Source organism: Sideroxydans sp. CL21 (assembly GCF_902459525.1).
GTDB lineage: Bacteria > Pseudomonadota > Gammaproteobacteria > Burkholderiales > Gallionellaceae > Sideroxyarcus.
Genome location: NZ_LR699166.1, coordinates 2,813,760 through 2,830,175, shown reverse-complemented (window position 1 = coordinate 2,830,175; position 16,416 = coordinate 2,813,760). Strand labels below are relative to the sequence as shown.

The 16,416-nt window shown below is 54.1% G+C and carries 28 protein-coding genes; 24 read left to right on the top strand and 4 right to left on the bottom strand.

Annotated elements, in window-relative coordinates; translation table 11 throughout:
- Positions 1-2 precede the first annotated feature (2 nt).
- From rpmC to rplQ, 20 genes are all read left to right on the top strand, one after another.
- Positions 3-197, top strand: a complete 195-nt coding sequence (gene rpmC, locus QOY30_RS13365; protein ID WP_283745118.1) for a 50S ribosomal protein L29 — start codon at positions 3-5, stop codon at positions 195-197.
- Complete coding sequence (gene rpsQ / locus QOY30_RS13360; RefSeq protein WP_283745117.1) at positions 194-457, top strand: 30S ribosomal protein S17; 264 nt, start codon at positions 194-196, stop codon at positions 455-457. The genes rpmC and rpsQ overlap by 4 nt, the downstream gene beginning before the upstream one ends.
- Before the next feature lie 137 nt (positions 458-594).
- A complete protein-coding gene (gene rplN / locus QOY30_RS13355) occupies positions 595-963 on the top strand; it encodes a 50S ribosomal protein L14 (RefSeq protein WP_283745116.1) in 369 nt (122 codons plus the stop codon).
- Between the two features lie 20 nt (positions 964-983).
- The gene (gene rplX, locus QOY30_RS13350; RefSeq protein ID WP_283745115.1) at positions 984-1,298 is read left to right on the top strand and encodes a 50S ribosomal protein L24; all 315 of its coding nucleotides are present in this window, start codon (positions 984-986) and stop codon (positions 1,296-1,298) included.
- 11 nt (positions 1,299-1,309) lie between these two features.
- Positions 1,310-1,849, top strand: coding sequence for a 50S ribosomal protein L5 (gene rplE, locus QOY30_RS13345; RefSeq protein WP_283745114.1), 540 nt, complete (start codon positions 1,310-1,312; stop codon positions 1,847-1,849).
- Positions 1,850-1,856: 7 nt separating this feature from the next.
- Complete coding sequence (gene rpsN, locus QOY30_RS13340; RefSeq protein WP_283745113.1) at positions 1,857-2,162, top strand: 30S ribosomal protein S14; 306 nt, start codon at positions 1,857-1,859, stop codon at positions 2,160-2,162.
- Positions 2,163-2,172: 10 nt separating this feature from the next.
- Entirely contained in the window at positions 2,173-2,568 is a 396-nt protein-coding gene (gene rpsH, locus QOY30_RS13335; protein WP_283745112.1) for a 30S ribosomal protein S8, read from the top strand.
- Positions 2,569-2,577: 9 nt separating this feature from the next.
- Positions 2,578-3,111, top strand: a complete 534-nt coding sequence (gene rplF, locus QOY30_RS13330) for a 50S ribosomal protein L6 (RefSeq protein ID WP_283745111.1) — start codon at positions 2,578-2,580, stop codon at positions 3,109-3,111.
- Positions 3,112-3,122: 11 nt separating this feature from the next.
- On the top strand, positions 3,123-3,479 hold the full coding sequence (rplR, locus tag QOY30_RS13325; protein WP_283745110.1) for a 50S ribosomal protein L18: 357 nt from the start codon (positions 3,123-3,125) through the stop codon (positions 3,477-3,479).
- Positions 3,480-3,492: 13 nt separating this feature from the next.
- Positions 3,493-4,017 carry a 30S ribosomal protein S5 gene (gene rpsE / locus QOY30_RS13320; RefSeq protein ID WP_283745109.1) on the top strand — a complete coding sequence of 175 codons (525 nt, stop codon included), beginning with the start codon at positions 3,493-3,495 and terminating at the stop codon, positions 4,015-4,017.
- A gap of 3 nt (positions 4,018-4,020) precedes the next feature.
- Entirely contained in the window at positions 4,021-4,221 is a 201-nt protein-coding gene (rpmD, locus tag QOY30_RS13315; RefSeq protein ID WP_283745108.1) for a 50S ribosomal protein L30, read from the top strand.
- Positions 4,222-4,656, top strand: coding sequence for a 50S ribosomal protein L15 (gene rplO / locus QOY30_RS13310; protein ID WP_283745107.1), 435 nt, complete (start codon positions 4,222-4,224; stop codon positions 4,654-4,656). It abuts the gene before it with no gap.
- A gap of 9 nt (positions 4,657-4,665) precedes the next feature.
- Positions 4,666-5,973, top strand: a complete 1,308-nt coding sequence (gene secY / locus QOY30_RS13305; RefSeq protein WP_283745106.1) for a preprotein translocase subunit SecY — start codon at positions 4,666-4,668, stop codon at positions 5,971-5,973.
- A complete protein-coding gene (infA, locus tag QOY30_RS13300; protein WP_013028925.1) occupies positions 5,974-6,192 on the top strand; it encodes a translation initiation factor IF-1 in 219 nt (72 codons plus the stop codon).
- Between the two features lie 24 nt (positions 6,193-6,216).
- A complete protein-coding gene (gene rpmJ, locus QOY30_RS13295) occupies positions 6,217-6,333 on the top strand; it encodes a 50S ribosomal protein L36 (protein ID WP_013028926.1) in 117 nt (38 codons plus the stop codon).
- Between the two features lie 60 nt (positions 6,334-6,393).
- A complete protein-coding gene (gene rpsM, locus QOY30_RS13290; RefSeq protein ID WP_283745105.1) occupies positions 6,394-6,759 on the top strand; it encodes a 30S ribosomal protein S13 in 366 nt (121 codons plus the stop codon).
- A gap of 20 nt (positions 6,760-6,779) precedes the next feature.
- A complete protein-coding gene (rpsK, locus tag QOY30_RS13285) occupies positions 6,780-7,169 on the top strand; it encodes a 30S ribosomal protein S11 (RefSeq protein ID WP_013028928.1) in 390 nt (129 codons plus the stop codon).
- A gap of 12 nt (positions 7,170-7,181) precedes the next feature.
- The gene (rpsD, locus tag QOY30_RS13280; RefSeq protein WP_283745104.1) at positions 7,182-7,811 is read left to right on the top strand and encodes a 30S ribosomal protein S4; all 630 of its coding nucleotides are present in this window, start codon (positions 7,182-7,184) and stop codon (positions 7,809-7,811) included.
- 17 nt (positions 7,812-7,828) lie between these two features.
- Complete coding sequence (locus tag QOY30_RS13275; protein ID WP_283745103.1) at positions 7,829-8,800, top strand: DNA-directed RNA polymerase subunit alpha; 972 nt, start codon at positions 7,829-7,831, stop codon at positions 8,798-8,800.
- Positions 8,801-8,841: 41 nt separating this feature from the next.
- Positions 8,842-9,231: a 50S ribosomal protein L17 gene (rplQ, locus tag QOY30_RS13270; protein ID WP_283745102.1), complete on the top strand. Its 390-nt coding sequence runs from the start codon at positions 8,842-8,844 to the stop codon at positions 9,229-9,231.
- A 69-nt stretch (positions 9,232-9,300) separates the two neighbouring features.
- On the opposite strand, the gene QOY30_RS13265 is transcribed toward rplQ, so the two are convergent.
- From QOY30_RS13265 to uvrA, 4 genes are all read right to left on the bottom strand, one after another.
- Positions 9,301-9,711 (bottom strand): hypothetical protein, encoded by a 411-nt coding sequence (locus QOY30_RS13265; RefSeq protein WP_283745101.1) that lies wholly within the window; start codon positions 9,709-9,711, stop codon positions 9,301-9,303.
- Positions 9,708-10,043, bottom strand: coding sequence for a hypothetical protein (locus QOY30_RS13260; protein ID WP_283745100.1), 336 nt, complete (start codon positions 10,041-10,043; stop codon positions 9,708-9,710). Before QOY30_RS13260 ends, QOY30_RS13265 begins: the two co-directional genes overlap by 4 nt.
- A 151-nt stretch (positions 10,044-10,194) precedes the next feature.
- The gene (locus tag QOY30_RS13255) at positions 10,195-10,716 is read right to left on the bottom strand and encodes a CAP domain-containing protein (protein WP_283745099.1); all 522 of its coding nucleotides are present in this window, start codon (positions 10,714-10,716) and stop codon (positions 10,195-10,197) included.
- Entirely contained in the window at positions 10,713-13,532 is a 2,820-nt protein-coding gene (gene uvrA / locus QOY30_RS13250) for an excinuclease ABC subunit UvrA (RefSeq protein ID WP_283745098.1), read from the bottom strand. Before uvrA ends, QOY30_RS13255 begins: the two co-directional genes overlap by 4 nt.
- 170 nt (positions 13,533-13,702) lie before the next feature.
- Between uvrA and QOY30_RS13245 the strand changes: the two genes are divergently transcribed.
- The 4 genes from QOY30_RS13245 (at position 13,703) to ssb (ending at position 16,374) form a co-directional block, all read left to right on the top strand.
- Positions 13,703-13,951 carry a type II toxin-antitoxin system CcdA family antitoxin gene (locus tag QOY30_RS13245; protein ID WP_283745097.1) on the top strand — a complete coding sequence of 83 codons (249 nt, stop codon included), beginning with the start codon at positions 13,703-13,705 and terminating at the stop codon, positions 13,949-13,951.
- The gene (locus QOY30_RS13240; protein WP_283745096.1) at positions 13,951-14,265 is read left to right on the top strand and encodes a CcdB family protein; all 315 of its coding nucleotides are present in this window, start codon (positions 13,951-13,953) and stop codon (positions 14,263-14,265) included. Before QOY30_RS13245 ends, QOY30_RS13240 begins: the two co-directional genes overlap by 1 nt.
- A gap of 171 nt (positions 14,266-14,436) precedes the next feature.
- The gene (locus QOY30_RS13235) at positions 14,437-15,843 is read left to right on the top strand and encodes an MFS transporter (protein WP_283745095.1); all 1,407 of its coding nucleotides are present in this window, start codon (positions 14,437-14,439) and stop codon (positions 15,841-15,843) included.
- Between the two features lie 63 nt (positions 15,844-15,906).
- Positions 15,907-16,374: a single-stranded DNA-binding protein gene (gene ssb, locus QOY30_RS13230; RefSeq protein WP_283745094.1), complete on the top strand. Its 468-nt coding sequence runs from the start codon at positions 15,907-15,909 to the stop codon at positions 16,372-16,374.
- Positions 16,375-16,416: the final 42 nt, after the last annotated feature.

Below are 16,416 nucleotides of genomic sequence, written 5' to 3'. Positions count from 1 at the left end.
TCATGAAGGCAAGCGAACTGAAAAACAAATCGGTGGCCGATCTGCAACAAGAGCTGTTGTCCCTGAGCAAGGAGCAATTCGGCCTGCGTATGCAAGTGGCAACCCAGCAATTGAGCAACACCAGCCAATTGACCAAGGTGCGCCGCAATATCGCGCGAGTGAAAACGGTATTGACCGAGAAGGGTGTGCAGCAATGAGTGCAACGAATCTGAAACGTGCGTTGACCGGGACTGTCGTCAGCAACAAGATGGATAAGACCGTCACGGTGCTGGTCGAACGCAAAGTCAAGCACCCGGTGCTGGGCAAGGTTGTGCGTGTATCTAAAAAATACCATGCGCATGATGAGAACAACGAGTTCAATCAAGGTGATGTGGTTACCATTGAGGAGACACGTCCCTTGTCCAAGACCAAGACTTGGCGCGTGTCCAAGTTGCTGGAAAAGGCTGGCGAAGCATAATTTATTAATTAAAGCTTGCGGATCCTGGCAAGTTTGAATAGAATGCGCGGCTTCGTTTCACCGTCGCTATGCGGCGGCCTAACCCGAACGGGTTCCAAAACTAGCCGCCGCAGGCGGACAAAGTTGGAGATTGAAAAATGATACAAATGCAGTCTGTTTTGAATGTTGCCGACAATACTGGTGCGCGCTCGGTTATGTGCATCAAGGTATTGGGCGGTTCCAAGCGCCGCTACGCTGGCGTTGGTGATGTGATCAAGGTTAGCATCCGTGATGCGGCTCCGCGTTCTCGCGTCAAAAAAGGCGAGGTGTACAGCGCCGTGGTAGTACGTACCGCCAAGGGTGTGCGCCGCTCAGACGGATCCTTGATCAAATTTGATGGCAATGCGGCTGTGTTGCTGAATAACAAGCTGGAGCCGATCGGTACCCGTATTTTTGGACCGGTGACTCGTGAACTGCGCAATGAGCGCTTCATGAAGATCGTCTCTCTGGCGCCGGAAGTGTTGTAAGCGACAGTCGAGGATAAATCATGAACAAGATTAAAAAGAACGACGATGTAATCGTCATCGCCGGCAAGGATAAGGGCAATCGCGGCAGCGTGTTGAACGTGTTGGATAACGACCGAGTGCTGGTGGCTGGCATCAACAAAGTCAAGAAGCATCAGAAGCCGAATCCGGTAAAAGGTACGACAGGCGGTATCGTGGAAATCGAGAAGCCTATCCATATTTCCAATATCGCCATCTATAACTCGACCACCAAGAAGGCGGATCGTGTTGGCGTCAAGCAGTTGGGGGACGGTCGCAAAGTGCGCGTGTTCAAGTCCAACGGCGAAGTGATTGCGTAAGGGGTAAGAACATGGCTCGTTTATACGACTACTATAAAAAGAACGTGACAGAACAGCTGATGAAGCAGTTTGGTTACAAATCCGTCATGGAAGTGCCGCGCATCGAGAAGATCACCCTGAATATGGGGGTGGGTGAGGCGGTAGCCGATAAAAAAGTGATGGATCATGCTGTCAGTGATATGCAAAAAATCGCCGGTCAAAAACCGGTAGTAACCAAATCCAAGAAATCAATCGCTGGTTTCAAGATTCGCGAGAACTATCCGGTTGGCTGCAAGGTGACGTTGCGTCGTGAGCGTATGTATGAATTTTTGGATCGTCTGGTGACGGTTGCTATTCCCCGTATTCGTGACTTCCGTGGCATTTCTGGCAAGTCTTTTGATGGTCGTGGTAATTACAACATGGGCATCAAAGAGCAGATCATTTTTCCGGAAATCGAGTACGACAAGATTGATGCGCTGCGTGGTATGAATATTACTATCACGACCACTGCGAAGACCGACGATGAGGCTAGGGCGCTTCTGTTGGCTTTCAAATTCCCATTGAAGAACTGAGGGCGATATGGCTAAGATGGCTGTGATTAACCGCGAGCAAAAGCGCCGCGATACAGTGAAGAAATTCGCTGCGAAGCGCGCAGCTTTGCTGGCAATCATTACAAATGTGTCGTTGAGCGAAGAAGAGCGCTTTGCCGCACGTCAAAAATTGCAAGCATTGCCGCGCGATTCAAGCCCGGTGCGTTTGCGTAATCGCTGTGCGTTGACTGGTCGTCCGCGCGGAGTGTTCAGTAAGTTCGGTTTGGGGCGTACCAAGTTGCGTGAGTACGCGATGCGCGGCGAAATCCCAGGTGTAGTCAAGGCAAGCTGGTAAGGGTGAATCTATGAGTATGAGTGATCCTATCTCCGACATGTTGACGCGTATTCGTAATGCGCAAATGGCGGAAAAGTTAACGGTATCAATGCCTTCTTCCAAGATCAAGGCGGCTATCGCCAAGGTGTTGCTGGACGAAGGTTATGTGGAAGGTTTCAAGGTCATCGACCATGATGGCAAGCCCACGCTGGAAATTGGCCTCAAATATTATGCAGATCGCCCTGTGATCGAAAAGATCCAGCGTGTGAGCCGCCCGGGCCTGCGTGTATACAAGGGTAGCGAAGATATACCGCGTGTGATGAATAATCTGGGTATAGCGATCGTTTCCACCTCCAAGGGGCTGATGACAGACCGCAAAGCACGCGCCAATGGTATCGGCGGCGAAGTGCTCTGCATCGTGGCGTAAGGGGGAAATATGTCTAGAGTCGCTAAAAATCCTATTGCGGTTCCGTCTGGTATCGAAGTGACGGTCGCAACCGATAAAATTTCCGTGAAGGGCCCGTTGGGTACTCTGACACAGGTGCTTAAGGGTGATGTGGTCGTTGTACGCGAGGGCGATGCCCTGCTGTGCAAAGCTACGGATGAATCCGCCCAGGCTGATGCGCAGTCCGGCACCATTCGCGCTTTGGTGGCGAACATGATAGTCGGCGTGAGCAAAGGCTTCGAGCGCAAACTGACGCTGGTTGGCGTGGGTTACCGTGCACAAGCTGCCGGTGATGCGCTGAACCTGACATTGGGCTACTCGCATCCTGTGGTGCACAAGATGCCCAAGGGTGTAAAGGTGGCGACACCTACCCAGACCGAGATCATATTGACCGGTTCGGACAAGCAACAAGTTGGTCAAGTCGCCGCCGAGATTCGTGCATATCGTGAACCTGAACCCTATAAGGGCAAAGGTGTGCGTTATTCCGACGAAGTGGTGATCCTGAAAGAAACCAAGAAGAAATAATCGAGGTTGATATGTTGAATAAGAATGAAGCGCGTCTGCGCAGATCACGCAAAACCCGTGCAAGAATCGCTGAACAAAAGACGGTGCGTCTGGCGATCCATCGCACAAACCTGCATATCTATGCCCAGGTGATCTCTGCCGACGGTGGCAAAGTGCTGGTGAGTGCCTCCACGCTGGAAGCGGAAGTGCGCAAAGCTGTCGGTAACGGCGGTAATGCGGCAGCTGCAGCGGCAGTAGGTAAGCGTATTGCCGAAAAGGCCAAGATCGCCGGTGTGACAGCGGTTGCATTCGACCGTTCCGGCAACAAGTACCATGGTCGCATCAAGGCGCTGGCTGATGCCGCGCGCGAACATGGCTTGCAGTTCTAACCTGGGGTGAATCATGGCACAAGCTAAACAAGGCAAGAATCAGCAGCAAGAAGACAAAGGCGACGGCCTCATCGAAAAGATGATCGCAGTGAACCGTGTGACCAAGGTTGTTAAGGGTGGTCGTATCATGGGTTTTGCTGCGCTGACCGTGGTAGGCGATGGCGATGGCCGTATCGGCATGGGTAAGGGTAAATCCAAGGAAGTGCCGGTGGCTGTGCAGAAGGCGATGGAAGAGTCACGCCGCAAGTTGCTTAAAGTGAATTTGAAGGACGGTACGCTGCACCATGCAGTAATTGGTCGTCATGGAGCAGCCAAGGTTTACATGCAGCCAGCATCCGAAGGTACCGGCATTATTGCTGGTGGCGCGATGCGTGCAGTGTTCGAGGCTGTGGGTGTGCGTAACGTGTTGGCCAAATGTATCGGCTCCAGCAATCCTTATAACGTTGTGCGTGCCACGCTGAACGGTTTGAAGGCTCTGAATTCGCCAGCCGAGATCGCTGCAAAGCGCGGCAAGAGCGTAGAAGAAATCACGGGGTAAGTCATGGCAAAAGCTAAAACGGCGCAAGCCAAAACATTGAAGGTGACGCTGGTAAGAAGCATTATCGGCACCAAAGAAACTCATCGCGCTACTGTGCGAGGATTGGGGTTGCGGCGCATGCATCATACCGTCGAAGTGGAAGATACTCCGGCAGTTCGCGGCATGATTAACAAAGTGTATTACTTGGTCAAGTGCGAGGCGTAAATGCAACTCAATCAAATTAAACCTGCCGAAGGTTCAAAGCATGCTAAACGCCGCGTCGGTCGCGGCATTGGTTCAGGTCTGGGCAAAACGGCCGGTCGTGGCCACAAGGGCCAGAAATCGCGTTCAGGCGGTTTCCACAAGGTCGGTTTTGAAGGCGGTCAAATGCCATTGCAACGCCGTCTGCCTAAACGAGGCTTCGTTTCGCTGACACGCAATGACACTGCGCAAGTGCGCTTGTCCGATCTGGAGAAAATGCCGGTTGACTCGATTGATCTGTTGGCTTTGAAACAAGCAGGTGTTGTGGCCGCTACCGCTTTGAGTGCCAAGGTTGTAATGGCAGGGGAGATCAAGCGTGCCGTCAAGCTGCAAGGTCTGTTGCTGACCAAAGGTGCACGTGCCGCAGTGGAAGCTGCAGGCGGCAGCATCGCGGAATAAGGGCAGTCTGTGAACAAAGTTGTGAGCAAAGGTAAGTACGGTGATCTGGGGCAGCGTCTCTGGTTCTTGTTGCTTGCATTGATTGTCTACCGGATCGGGGCTCATATCCCCGTGCCCGGAATTGATCCGAATGTGCTGGCAGACCTGTTCAAGTCGCAGAAGGGTGGCATTCTGGGCATGTTTAACATGTTCTCGGGCGGTGCGTTGTCGCGCTTTACCATCTTTGCGCTGGGCATCATGCCGTACATATCCGCCTCCATCATTATGCAGCTTGCAGCGATTGCTGTGCCGCATTTGGAGCAACTGAAAAAGGAAGGCGAAGCAGGGCGCCGAAAGATTACACAGTACACCCGCTACGGCACCTTGGTGTTAGCGCTGTTTCAGGCGTTCGGCATCTCTGTTGCATTGCAGTCGCAGGCTGGTTTGGTATTGCATCCTGGATCGATGTTCCAGATGACAACCGTGATCACTCTGGTAACGGGCACGATGTTCCTGATGTGGCTTGGTGAGCAGATTACTGAACGCGGCTTGGGCAACGGTATCTCGCTGATCATTTTCGCTGGTATCGCAGCAGGTCTGCCGAATGCATTGGGCAATACGTTGGAGATGGCTCGCACCGGAGCGTTCTCTATCCCGTTGGTGCTGGCGTTGTTTGTTGTTGCGATCTTGGTGACGGGCTTGGTGGTGTTCGTGGAGCGTGGGCAGCGCAAGATTTTGGTGAATTATGCCAAGCGGCAAGTGGGTAACAAGGTATATGGTGGGCAAAGCTCCCATTTGCCGTTGAAACTGAATATGGCTGGAGTGATTCCACCAATCTTCGCTTCCAGCATTATTCTGTTCCCGGCGACAGTGGCAGGTTGGTTTGGATCCGGTCAGAACATGACCTGGTTGAAAGATGTAAGCGAGAAGTTGTCGCCGGGACAGCCAATTTATGTGTTGTTCTATGCGTCAGCCATCGTGTTCTTCTGTTTCTTCTATACGGCGCTTGTATTTAGCCCGAAAGAAACGGCGGACAATTTGAAGAAAAGCGGTGCTTTTTTGCCGGGTATCCGACCCGGAGAGCAGACTGCGAAGTATGTTGAGAAGATCATGTTGCGCCTGACATTGGTCGGTGCGGTATACATCACCCTAGTGTGTTTGTTGCCGGAGTTTTTGGTGGTTAAGTGGAACGTACCATTTTATTTCGGCGGCACATCGCTGCTGATCTTGGTAGTGGTGACTATGGATTTTATGGCGCAGGTGCAGTCTTACATGATGACGCACCAGTATGAGAATCTGTTAAAGAAGGCCAATTTTAAGGCCGGGATAACGCGATAGATGGCAAAGGAAGACGTCATCCAGATGCAGGGTGAGGTTGAAGAGTCCCTGCCTAACGCGACTTTCCGGGTGAAGTTGGAAAATGGTTTTGTTGTTCTTGGCCATATTTCTGGCAAGATGCGTATGCATTACATACGCATACTGCCGGGCGACAAAGTGACGGTGGAAGTATCACCCTACGATTTGAGCAAGGCGCGCATTGTTTTCCGCGCCAAGTAAGTTGAGAGAAGCAAGGAGAAGCAAATGAAAGTGCAAGCGTCCGTGAAAAAAGTGTGCCGTAACTGCAAGATCGTGCGGCGCAATCGTGTGGTTCGTGTGATCTGCAGTAGTGATCCGCGTCACAAACAGCGCCAGGGCTGATTGAGTTAAATCGCCTCTGGATGGTACAATTTACGACTTTTGAATAAATAGGGTAGCTGCATGGCTCGTATTGCCGGTGTAAACATTCCAAACCATCAACACGCCGAGATCGCATTAACTGCGATTTACGGTATCGGGCGCACTCGTGCTCAGCAGATTTGTTCTGCTGCCGGAGTCGTCACTTCTACCAAGGTTAAGGACATTAGCGATTCCGATATGGAAAAGCTGCGCGACGAAGTCGCCAAGTTCACGGTGGAAGGCGATTTGCGTCGCGAAATCTCAATGAACATCAAGCGTTTGATGGACTTGGGCTGCTACCGCGGTCTGCGCCATCGTCGCGGATTGCCGTGCCGTGGCCAGCGCACACGCACCAATGCACGTACCCGCAAAGGACCTCGTAAGTCCATCGCCGGCGCGAAGAAGTAATCTAGTAGAGGATCGAAGACATGGCAAAGCCCAGCACGAGAGTGCGCAAGAAAGTTAAGAAGAACGTAGCCGAAGGTATCGCGCACGTTCACGCCTCCTTTAACAATACCATCGTGACCATTACGGATCGTCAAGGCAATACCTTGGCTTGGTCGACCAGTGGCGCGCAGGGTTTTAAGGGGTCTCGTAAGAGTACCCCGTTCGCAGCGCAGATCGCCGCCGAGACAGTCGGCAAGTCTGCTGTTGAATGCGGTGTCAAGAATCTGGAAGTTCGCATCAAGGGCCCAGGCCCGGGGCGCGAGTCCGCAGTGCGTGCGTTGAACGCCGCAGGTTTCAAAATAACAAGCATTTCGGATATTACGCCGGTACCGCACAACGGCTGCCGTCCTCCGAAAAAGCGTCGTATCTAAGGAGCATAGATCTTGGCTAGAAATCTTGATGCAAAATGCCGTCAGTGCCGCCGCGAAGGCGAGAAGCTGTTCCTCAAGGCAGAGAAATGTTTTACCGACAAGTGCTCAGTAGAGCGTCGCGCCTATCCGCCCGGTCAGCATGGTCAGAAAAAGAACCAGCGCCAATCCGAATACGGTGGCCAATTGCGCGAAAAGCAAAAGCTGCGTCGTATCTACGGCATGATGGAAGGCCAGTTCCGTTTGACTTACAAGCGCGCTGAGCAATCTCGCGGCATCACCGGTGAAAGCCTGCTGCAGATGCTGGAATCGCGTCTGGACAACGTTTCATACCGTATGGGTTTCGGTGCTTCGCGTTCCGAAGCACGCCAAGTGGTGCGTCACAATGCCATTCTGGTTAACGGCAAACGCGTCAATATCCCGTCGTACCAAGTACGTCCAGGTGATGTGGTCGAAGTGGCGGAAAAATCCAAGAACCAGTTGCGTGTTAAAGCAGCTTTGGCGGCTGCCGAACAGCGTGGCTTCCCTGAATGGCTCGAAGTCAATGCCAAGGAGTTCAAAGGAACTTTCAAGTCGGTTCCGCAGCGTTCCGAATTGCCTGCGACGATCAACGAGCATCTCGTGGTCGAGTTGTATTCCAAGTAATCCACGCGGAGTAGCATATGTCTAACAATAATCTGTTGAAACCTCGCATCATTGATGTGCAGCGCACTACACCCACCCAAGCACGGGTGGTGATGGAGCCATTCGAGCGAGGCTACGGACACACGCTGGGCAATGCCCTGCGTCGTGTTCTGTTGTCTTCCATGCCTGGCTACGCGGTGACTGAAGTCAAGATCGCGGGCGTGTTGCATGAATACTCGTCTATCGACGGCGTTCAAGAGGACGTGGTCGAGATCCTGTTGAATCTGAAGGGTCTGGTATTGAAGCTGCATAACTCGCGTGAAGCGACATTGCATTTGCGCAAATCCGGCGCGGGCGTCGTGACGGCTGCCGACATTGAAGTCGGAGCAGATACCGAAGTCATCAACCCGAATCATGTCATCGCCCATCTGGCCGCTGGCGGCAAGCTGGATATGGAAATCAAGGTAGAGCAAGGTCGCGGTTACGTGTCCGCTATCTCTCGTATGCAGCCAGGTGCGACTCGTCCGGTTGGACACATCGCCCTGGACGCATCGTTCAGCCCGGTTTCTCGCGTGAGCTACGCTGTTGAAAGTGCGCGCGTTGAACAACGTACCGACCTCGACAAGCTGATCATGGACATCGAGACCAACAGCGCGATCGATCCCGAAGAGGCCATCCGTTATGCAGCACGCATTCTTATGGATCAACTCTCCGTGTTCGCTGCGCTGGAAGGTACACCGGCCCCGGTAGAGAAGCCACAGACGCCGAAAGTCGATCCGATGTTGCTGCGGCCGGTCGACGATCTGGAATTGACACCGCGTTCTTCCAACTGCCTCAAGGCTCAGAGCATTCATTACATCGGTGATCTGATTCAAAACACCGAAGCGGATCTGTTGCGCACCCCGAATCTGGGCCGCAAATCGCTGAACGAGATCAAGCAAGTGCTGGCCGAACACGGCTTGTCGCTGGGCATGAAGTTGGAAAACTGGACGGCAATGTCCGAGAAATAAGCTGATCCAGCCGTGAGGCTGGGCTGCAAGAGAGGAAAATCATGCGTCACCGTTTAGGACTTAGAAAACTTAACCGCACCAGCAGCCACCGTCTGGCAATGTTGCGCAACATGACCGTTTCGCTGCTGCGTCACGAAGTCATCAAGACTACCCTGCCGAAGGCCAAGGAGCTGCGCCGCGTCGCCGAACCTATCCTGACTCTGGGCAAGAACCCAAGCTTGGCTAACCGCCGTCTGGCGTTCGCTCGTCTGCGTGATCGCGAGATCGTTACCAAGCTGTTCGACGAACTCGGCCCGCGCTATGCAGCCCGCAACGGCGGCTATTCGCGCATCCTCAAGTTCGGCTTCCGCAAAGGCGACAATGCACCGATGGCACTGGTCGAACTCTTGGATCGTCCGGCAGATGCTCAACCGGTAGATGCAGGCGAGTAAGATTCAAACGCTGCAATAAAAATAATCAAGGCCGGATCTAATCCGGCCTTGTTGTTTTTGCAGAACGGTTCAGGAGAACCAGCGCAGGAAAGCAGCACCTGATATCGCTGTGATTGCCAGTACAGATGACGAAATCCAAGCTTTGTTCTTACCCTGTTCAGTCCAGCGATGGCCTTGCCAAAGGTAAGCTGCAAGCAGCAAAATCCCCAGCGTCGCGCAAACCATCTTGATTGCCAGTGCATCGACTGCTATCCCGGAAATGTCCGGAAACTGGTGGTAAAAGTGGTAAGTGACCATACCGAAGGTGGCACCACTTACGGCTTGTGTCACCCAGCCGATCAGCACCAGATTTGCCAACCTGCGTCGCGTAACGTTATCTCGCAACCGCGTTGCAATCACCGATCCACCCACTGCCGCAACAGCACCGAAGTTATGCACAACCTGAATTACACTGTAGCTCAGATTCTGTGCAGCACTCATTGCGCAGCTATGTCTACGCAGCTTTCGACACCAGTCGGTGCATGTGAACTTGTATTGACGGTCAGGCAGACGTGATGTTTGCCGACAGACAAGGGGTCAAGCTCTGCAGTTCCCTTTATTTGGCGCAACACGTCCACACGTTTGCCATCGACATAAAGGTGCAGGTGATCTCCGTTCGGGCCGAGCGTGGCTGCGTAAGTAACCGGAACCTTGTCTTTGGCGCTGACCATGGCGCCATTGGCGGGGCTGCTGATCGTGATGGAACCGTCTGCTGCATAGGCCTGACTCCACACGAGAGTCAAGAGAAGCGGGGCTAACATCTTGATGTTCATGATCGTTCTCCTTTGGATTTGGTTGTTGGAGCAAACGCGGCAATTATCTAACAATAACCAACAATACTTGTCAAGTAACTATTGGCGACCGGGAATATGCATAAACGACAAGGCCGGATTTAAACCGGCCTTATCATTATCTGATTTAGAATCAATATGGCTTTTGCCCAACCCAGTTGCCGGGCGGCTGATATTGGCAGACCCAGATTTGGTCGCGTGAGTCCTCGCACGTGGCGACAGCACAACCGACCGTGGTCGTGGCCTTCCAGACGAGCTGTGTGTAATGCCCGCACATCTTGCCTTTAACGCAGTTGTTGTTCTTGTAGCTGTAGTTCGAACGCTCGCTGCCCCAGTCATTCACCACTGTTTCCGGCCTGACTTTTTGCAGCTCGCGCCTGCCATCGGACCATTGCACCGCACTTGCCCAGAACAGGTTCTCGCCGTAGCGCCCGTCCGGCTTGCTGTGCTGCATCCTGCAATGGTTGCTTTCCTTCAGGTGGTTCGCCCATTCCTGGGCCGAAGCCGCAAGGTCGGTCGAATAGGAGAGCGGCGGAGCGCCGACAGTCTTGCGCCAGCGGTTATGGGCGACAACCATTTCATTCGCATCAAAATCGTGCGCCTGCGCCAATAGGGCAGGGAAAAGAAGGCAGGCGAGCAAACTGCGCTTCATCATTTGCCCAGCAGTTTTTGCAGGTAGGGCCCTGTCACACTTTCCGGATTCGCCGCGATGTCCTTGGGCGAGCCCTGTGCCACGATACGCCCACCGCCGTTGCCACCTTCCGGCCCCAAGTCGATGACCCAGTCGGCAGTCTTGATCACGTCCAGATTGTGCTCGATGACCACCACCGTGTTGCCCTGGTCGCGCAGCGTGTGAATGACCTTGAGCAGCATTGCGATATCATGGAAGTGCAGCCCGGTGGTCGGTTCGTCGAGGATGTATAGCGTGCGCCCGGTGTCGCGTTTGGAGAGTTCGAGCGAGAGCTTGACGCGCTGGGCTTCGCCGCCGGACAGGGTGGTGGCGCTTTGCCCCAGCGTGATGTAGCCCAATCCCACGTCAAGCAGCGTTCTCAGCTTGCGCGCGAGAATTGGCACGGCGGAGAAAAACTCGTGCGCCTGTTCCACCGTCATCTCCAGCACTTGATGGATGTTCTTGCCCTTGTACTGAACCTCCAGTGTCTCGCGGTTGTAGCGGTGGCCATGGCACACGTCGCACGGTACATACACATCTGGCAGGAAGTGCATCTCCACCTTGATCACACCATCGCCCTGGCAGGATTCGCAGCGCCCGCCCTTGACGTTGAAAGAGAAACGTCCCGGCCCGTAGCCGCGTTCGCGTGACATGGGCACACCGGAGAACAGGTCGCGTATCGGCGTGAACAGGCCGGTGTAAGTCGCCGGATTGGATCGCGGTGTGCGTCCGATGGGCGACTGATCGACGTTGATGACTTTATCGAAGAACTCCAGGCCTTCAATCTCCGCATAAGGCGACGGCTCGGCATTGCTGCCGTACAGGTGCTTGGCCACAGCGTGATACAAGGTATCATTGATGAGTGTGGACTTGCCAGAGCCGGACACGCCGGCGACGCACACGAGCAGGCCGACCGGCAGGTCGAGCGTGACGTCCTTCAGGTTGTTGCCGCAGGCGCCGACGATCTTCAGTCGTCGCTCGGGATCCGGCTTGCGATATTTTTTCGGTGCTTCGATACTGCGCCGTCCGGACAGGTAATCGCCTGTGAGCGATTGAGGGTTGGCGCATACTTCTTCAGGAGTACCCTGCGCCACGACCTTGCCGCCATGTTCACCCGCGCCGGGGCCCATGTCCACCACGTAATCGGCCGTCAGGATGGCGTCCTCGTCATGCTCCACCACGATCACGCTGTTACCCATGTCGCGCAGGCGTTTCAGGGTGGCCAGCAAGCGGTCGTTGTCGCGCTGGTGCAGGCCGATGGAAGGCTCATCCAGTACATACATCACGCCCGTGAGTCCCGAGCCGATCTGCGATGCGAGGCGAATACGCTGCGCTTCGCCGCCGGAGAGCGTCTCGGCAGAGCGATCCAGGGAAAGATAGTCCAGCCCCACGTTGTTGAGGAAAGTCAGGCGACTGGCGATCTCCTGCACGATCTTCTCGGCGATAGCCTGCTTGTTGCCGGGCAGCGTCACGCCCTGGAAAAAAGTCAGCGCCTGCTTCAGCGCCAACGCGCTGAGCTGGTAGATGGTGTGGTCGGCCACACGCACATGGCGCGCCTCGATGCGCAGGCGGGTGCCGTTGCAATCCGGGCAAGTGCAGCCGTTGAGGTACTTCGCCAGTTCTTCGCGCACCGTCGGCGAATCCGTCTCCTTGTAGCGCCGTTCCAGATTGTTGACGATGCCTTCGAAGGGATGCTCGCGCATCATCTTCTTGCCGCGCTCGTTCAGGTACTGGAAAGGAATCTCTTCACGCCCGCTGCCGTACAACACAACCTTTTGAATCTTCTCCGGCAGGCTTTCGAACGGGCGCTCCAGGTCGAAATCGTAATGTTTCGCCAGACTGTCCAGCATCTGGTAATAGAACTGGTTGCGCCTGTCCCAACCCTTGATCGCGCCGCCGCTCAGCGAGAGTGATGGAAAAGCCACAATGCGTTTCGGATCGAAGAAACTGATCACGCCCAGGCCGTCGCACTTCGGGCACGCGCCCATCGGGCTGTTGAACGAGAATAGCCGCGGCTCCAGTTCCTGCAACGAGTAATTGCAGATGGGGCAGGCGAACTTCGCCGAGAACAGATGCTCCTTGCCCGTATCCATCTCCACCGCCAGCGCACGCCCGTCAGCGTGGCGCAACGCCGTCTCGAACGACTCTGCCAGCCGCTGTTTGATATCGGTTGATACTTTCAAGCGATCCACCACGATCTCGACGGTGTGCTTCTTGTTCTTCTCCAGTTTCGGCAGGTTGTCCATCTCGCACACCTTGCCGTTTACACGCAGGCGTACAAAACCTTGCGCACGCAGTTCGTCGAACAACTCCAGCTGTTCGCCCTTGCGCTCAACGACCAGCGGCGACAGGATCATCACCTTGGTCCCCTCCGGCAGTGCCAGCACATGATCCACCATCTGTCCTACGGACTGCGCCTGCAACACCAGATCATGTTGCGGACAATACGGATCACCGGCCCGTGCAAACAGCAGGCGCAAATAGTCGTGGATCTCGGTGACCGTACCCACAGTGGAGCGAGGGTTATGCGAAGTGGCTTTTTGCTCGATGGCGATAGCGGGGGAAAGCCCCTCGATCAGATCGACATCCGGTTTCTCCATCAGCTGCAGAAATTGCCGCGCATAAGCGGAAAGCGACTCCACATAGCGCCGCTGCCCCTCGGCATACAAGGTATCGAAAGCGAGTGAGGACTTGCCAGAGCCGGATAATCCGGTGATCACCACCAATTGGTTGCGTGGCAGGTCAAGGCTGATGTTCTTCAGATTGTGGGTGCGGGCACCGCGTATTTTTATGTATTCCATTCCGGGCAGCGAGTCAGTAAAACGACCTGACAATATACGCGAGTTTTGATGCTTTCCCAACCTGCAGAAACTGCCATTCGCGGCCTGTCCAATTTGTTGCTAAATGCTTGCTTTTGACGTGTATGATTAATGCGCGTAAATTATGCGCATAAAAAATTGGTGAAAGCATTATGGGTAATATTACATTCAATCCAGCCGGCCCCAAGAAGTCGGCCAACCTCAGTATCAATGCCGATCTCTTGCAAAAAGCCAAGCAACTCAACATCAATCTTTCGCAAACACTGGAGCAACATCTAGCTGAGATCGTACGTCAAGCCCAACGAGACCAGTGGCTGACAGAGAACAAGGGCGCTCTGGAAGAATACAACCGCCGCATTGAACTACGCGGCACCTTTAGTGACGGGCTGCGGAGATTCTGATGGCTCAGTACGATGTCTATCTGAATACGAATGCAGATACGCGCGACGTTATCCCATTCCTGCTGGATGTTCAGGCCGATCTTTTGGACATGCTATCCACGCGCGTAGTCGTACCGTTAGTCGTTGCTGAAGAAATGACGCTGGCAGCGAAACATCTCAATCCGCAATTCAGGATCAAAGGCGTGGCAGTCGTCATGTCTACAGCAGAATTGGCGGGTGTGCCTGGCCGTTCGCTGGGCGATAAAGTGATATCGATTAAAAATAAGCGCGATGAAATCATCGCAGCGCTGGATTTGCTGTTTACTGGAATTTGATGCGCCCGTTGCATCTCGCTGCCCAAAGCCATGCCTTATTCCTGGCCAAACAACCATACTCATCACAAAGTGTACCGGTAGAACCTGGCTATCAAGCAGATAGCCAGACCTGTTAATATACGCACCTTCTGAATTTAAATTTGTCGCTTAATGTCCGCTTCAGATTCCGCAATGACCCCCCTTGAGCGCCGCGCCAGTATAGGTTTGGCCGGCATTTACGGCCTGCGCATGCTGGGCCTGTTCATCATCCTGCCGATCTTTGCCCTGTACGCCGAAAAGTTGCCGGGCGGACAGAGTCATTTTCTGATCGGGATTGCGCTCGGTGCGTATGGTCTGACGCAGGCGATCCTGCAAATTCCGGCAGGCTGGTTATCCGATCGTTACGGACGCAAGCCGGTGATCATCGTCGGCTTGCTGCTGTTTGCGGCAGGCAGTTTTGTCGCGGCTTCAGCAGACAACATCTATTGGATCATTTTTGGCCGCGTGATTCAGGGCGCGGGAGCGATTAATGCTGCTGTAATGGCACTGACTGCCGACCTCACGCGCGAGGAACATCGCACCAAAGCAATGGCGATGATCGGCATCACCATCGGCATTACGTTTTCGATCTCGATGGTGCTGTCGCCGTTGCTGTACAAATATATTGGCATGTCCGGCATGTTTACGCTGATCGGCCTGCTGGCCTTCGTTTCGATCGGCGTTGTGTTGTGGTTCATTCCCAATCCCACCATCACGCGTTTCCATTCCGACACTGAGGCAAACACCAGCAAACTCGCCGAAGTGTTGCGCAACAAGGATTTGCTGCGCATGGATTTCGGCGTGTTCACCCTGCATGCGATCCTGATGTCGGTGTTCATGCAGGTCCCGTTCATCCTGCGCGCCGACGGGCTGGATGCACAGCACCAGTGGCAGGTCTATCTGCCGGTGATGCTGATCGCATTTGGACTCATGGTGCCGCCCATCATCATTGCGGAGAAGAAGGCGAAGATGAAGGAAGTGTTCATGATCGCCATCGCGCTGGCAGCCGTGGCGCAAGTGGCGATCCTGTTTTTGCATGACAGCATCTGGGGTGTGGCAGTTTCGTTGCTGATGTTCTTTACCGCATTCAACGTGCTGGAAGCCACGCAACCCTCCATCGTCAGCAAGATATCGCCGCTGGCCGCCAAGGGTACGGCGATGGGGGTATTCAGCAGCGTGCAGTTCCTCGGTGCCTTCTTCGGATCGGCCATGGGTGGGCTACTGATGCAGCTGTATGGAGGCAATGCAGTGCTGGTGTTTGCAGTGTTCATGTTGCTGCTGTGGCTGGCAGTGGCGTCCACCATGCAGGCGCCGAAGCCATTGGCGACCAGAATATATCACCTGAAAGAGATGGATGAAGATGCGGCGCGTACATTGCAACTGGCCTTGGCCCGGGTGCGCGGAGTAAGCGAAGTGCTGGTGGTTGCAAACGAGCAGATCGCCCTAGTTAAAGTTGAAATAAGCGGATTCGACGAAGATGCAGTCGAAAATATGGTTTCCTTCTCCTCGACCCTCAATCAAGAGGGAGCAACAAAGGTAGGCAATCCTCAGCTCATATAACGAATGTGGAATTGAAGCAGGGGAAGATCGTGAGTGGCGTAATAATTTTTAAAGGGGCATGTAATGACAGTGAATAAGGCGATTCTGATCGGACGTCTGGGCAAAGACCCGGAGACACGCTACATGACCAATGGCGAAGCGGTAACCAATGTTTCTCTAGCCACGTCGGAAAACTACAAAGACAAAAGCGGCGAAAAGCAGGAACGCACCGAGTGGCACAACTTGGTGCTTTACCGCCGTCTGGCTGAAATCGCCGGAGAGTATCTGAAGAAGGGCTCGATGATTTATGTCGAAGGCCGTATCCAGACGCGCAAGTGGCAGGATAAAGAAGGCAAGGATCGCTACACCACAGAGATTATCGTCAACGAAATGAAAATGCTGGGCAGCAAACCCGGCAGTGGCAGCGGGAGCTTTGAAGTTGTGGAAGACCAGTCTGCACCCGCTGCACGCAGCGCTCCGGCTGCAAGACCAGCGGCTGCGCCTGCAGCCAAGGGCAACTTCGACAATTTCGATGATGACATCCCTTTCTAGTGGTTACTTGCGATTAGCAGAGTAAAGTATTAGCCAGAAGCC

What these genes read in the sequence shown, in the direction of transcription:
- rpmC (WP_283745118.1), top strand. Translation starts at nt 3, where the DNA reads ATGAAGGCAAGCGAACTGAAAAACAAATCGGTGGCCGATCTGCAACAA.
- rpsQ (WP_283745117.1), top strand. Translation starts at nt 194, where the DNA reads ATGAGTGCAACGAATCTGAAACGTGCGTTGACCGGGACTGTCGTCAGC.
- rplN (WP_283745116.1), top strand. Translation starts at nt 595, where the DNA reads ATGATACAAATGCAGTCTGTTTTGAATGTTGCCGACAATACTGGTGCG.
- rplX (WP_283745115.1), top strand. Translation starts at nt 984, where the DNA reads ATGAACAAGATTAAAAAGAACGACGATGTAATCGTCATCGCCGGCAAG.
- rplE (WP_283745114.1), top strand. Translation starts at nt 1,310, where the DNA reads ATGGCTCGTTTATACGACTACTATAAAAAGAACGTGACAGAACAGCTG.
- rpsN (WP_283745113.1), top strand. Translation starts at nt 1,857, where the DNA reads ATGGCTAAGATGGCTGTGATTAACCGCGAGCAAAAGCGCCGCGATACA.
- rpsH (WP_283745112.1), top strand. Translation starts at nt 2,173, where the DNA reads ATGAGTATGAGTGATCCTATCTCCGACATGTTGACGCGTATTCGTAAT.
- rplF (WP_283745111.1), top strand. Translation starts at nt 2,578, where the DNA reads ATGTCTAGAGTCGCTAAAAATCCTATTGCGGTTCCGTCTGGTATCGAA.
- rplR (WP_283745110.1), top strand. Translation starts at nt 3,123, where the DNA reads ATGTTGAATAAGAATGAAGCGCGTCTGCGCAGATCACGCAAAACCCGT.
- rpsE (WP_283745109.1), top strand. Translation starts at nt 3,493, where the DNA reads ATGGCACAAGCTAAACAAGGCAAGAATCAGCAGCAAGAAGACAAAGGC.
- rpmD (WP_283745108.1), top strand. Translation starts at nt 4,021, where the DNA reads ATGGCAAAAGCTAAAACGGCGCAAGCCAAAACATTGAAGGTGACGCTG.
- rplO (WP_283745107.1), top strand. Translation starts at nt 4,222, where the DNA reads ATGCAACTCAATCAAATTAAACCTGCCGAAGGTTCAAAGCATGCTAAA.
- infA (WP_013028925.1), top strand. Translation starts at nt 5,974, where the DNA reads ATGGCAAAGGAAGACGTCATCCAGATGCAGGGTGAGGTTGAAGAGTCC.
- rpmJ (WP_013028926.1), top strand. Translation starts at nt 6,217, where the DNA reads ATGAAAGTGCAAGCGTCCGTGAAAAAAGTGTGCCGTAACTGCAAGATC.
- rpsM (WP_283745105.1), top strand. Translation starts at nt 6,394, where the DNA reads ATGGCTCGTATTGCCGGTGTAAACATTCCAAACCATCAACACGCCGAG.
- rpsK (WP_013028928.1), top strand. Translation starts at nt 6,780, where the DNA reads ATGGCAAAGCCCAGCACGAGAGTGCGCAAGAAAGTTAAGAAGAACGTA.
- QOY30_RS13275 (WP_283745103.1), top strand. Translation starts at nt 7,829, where the DNA reads ATGTCTAACAATAATCTGTTGAAACCTCGCATCATTGATGTGCAGCGC.
- rplQ (WP_283745102.1), top strand. Translation starts at nt 8,842, where the DNA reads ATGCGTCACCGTTTAGGACTTAGAAAACTTAACCGCACCAGCAGCCAC.
- QOY30_RS13265 (WP_283745101.1), bottom strand. Translation starts at nt 9,711, where the DNA reads ATGAGTGCTGCACAGAATCTGAGCTACAGTGTAATTCAGGTTGTGCAT.
- QOY30_RS13260 (WP_283745100.1), bottom strand. Translation starts at nt 10,043, where the DNA reads ATGAACATCAAGATGTTAGCCCCGCTTCTCTTGACTCTCGTGTGGAGT.
- QOY30_RS13255 (WP_283745099.1), bottom strand. Translation starts at nt 10,716, where the DNA reads ATGATGAAGCGCAGTTTGCTCGCCTGCCTTCTTTTCCCTGCCCTATTG.
- uvrA (WP_283745098.1), bottom strand. Translation starts at nt 13,532, where the DNA reads ATGGAATACATAAAAATACGCGGTGCCCGCACCCACAATCTGAAGAAC.
- QOY30_RS13245 (WP_283745097.1), top strand. Translation starts at nt 13,703, where the DNA reads ATGGGTAATATTACATTCAATCCAGCCGGCCCCAAGAAGTCGGCCAAC.
- QOY30_RS13240 (WP_283745096.1), top strand. Translation starts at nt 13,951, where the DNA reads ATGGCTCAGTACGATGTCTATCTGAATACGAATGCAGATACGCGCGAC.
- QOY30_RS13235 (WP_283745095.1), top strand. Translation starts at nt 14,437, where the DNA reads ATGACCCCCCTTGAGCGCCGCGCCAGTATAGGTTTGGCCGGCATTTAC.
- ssb (WP_283745094.1), top strand. Translation starts at nt 15,907, where the DNA reads ATGACAGTGAATAAGGCGATTCTGATCGGACGTCTGGGCAAAGACCCG.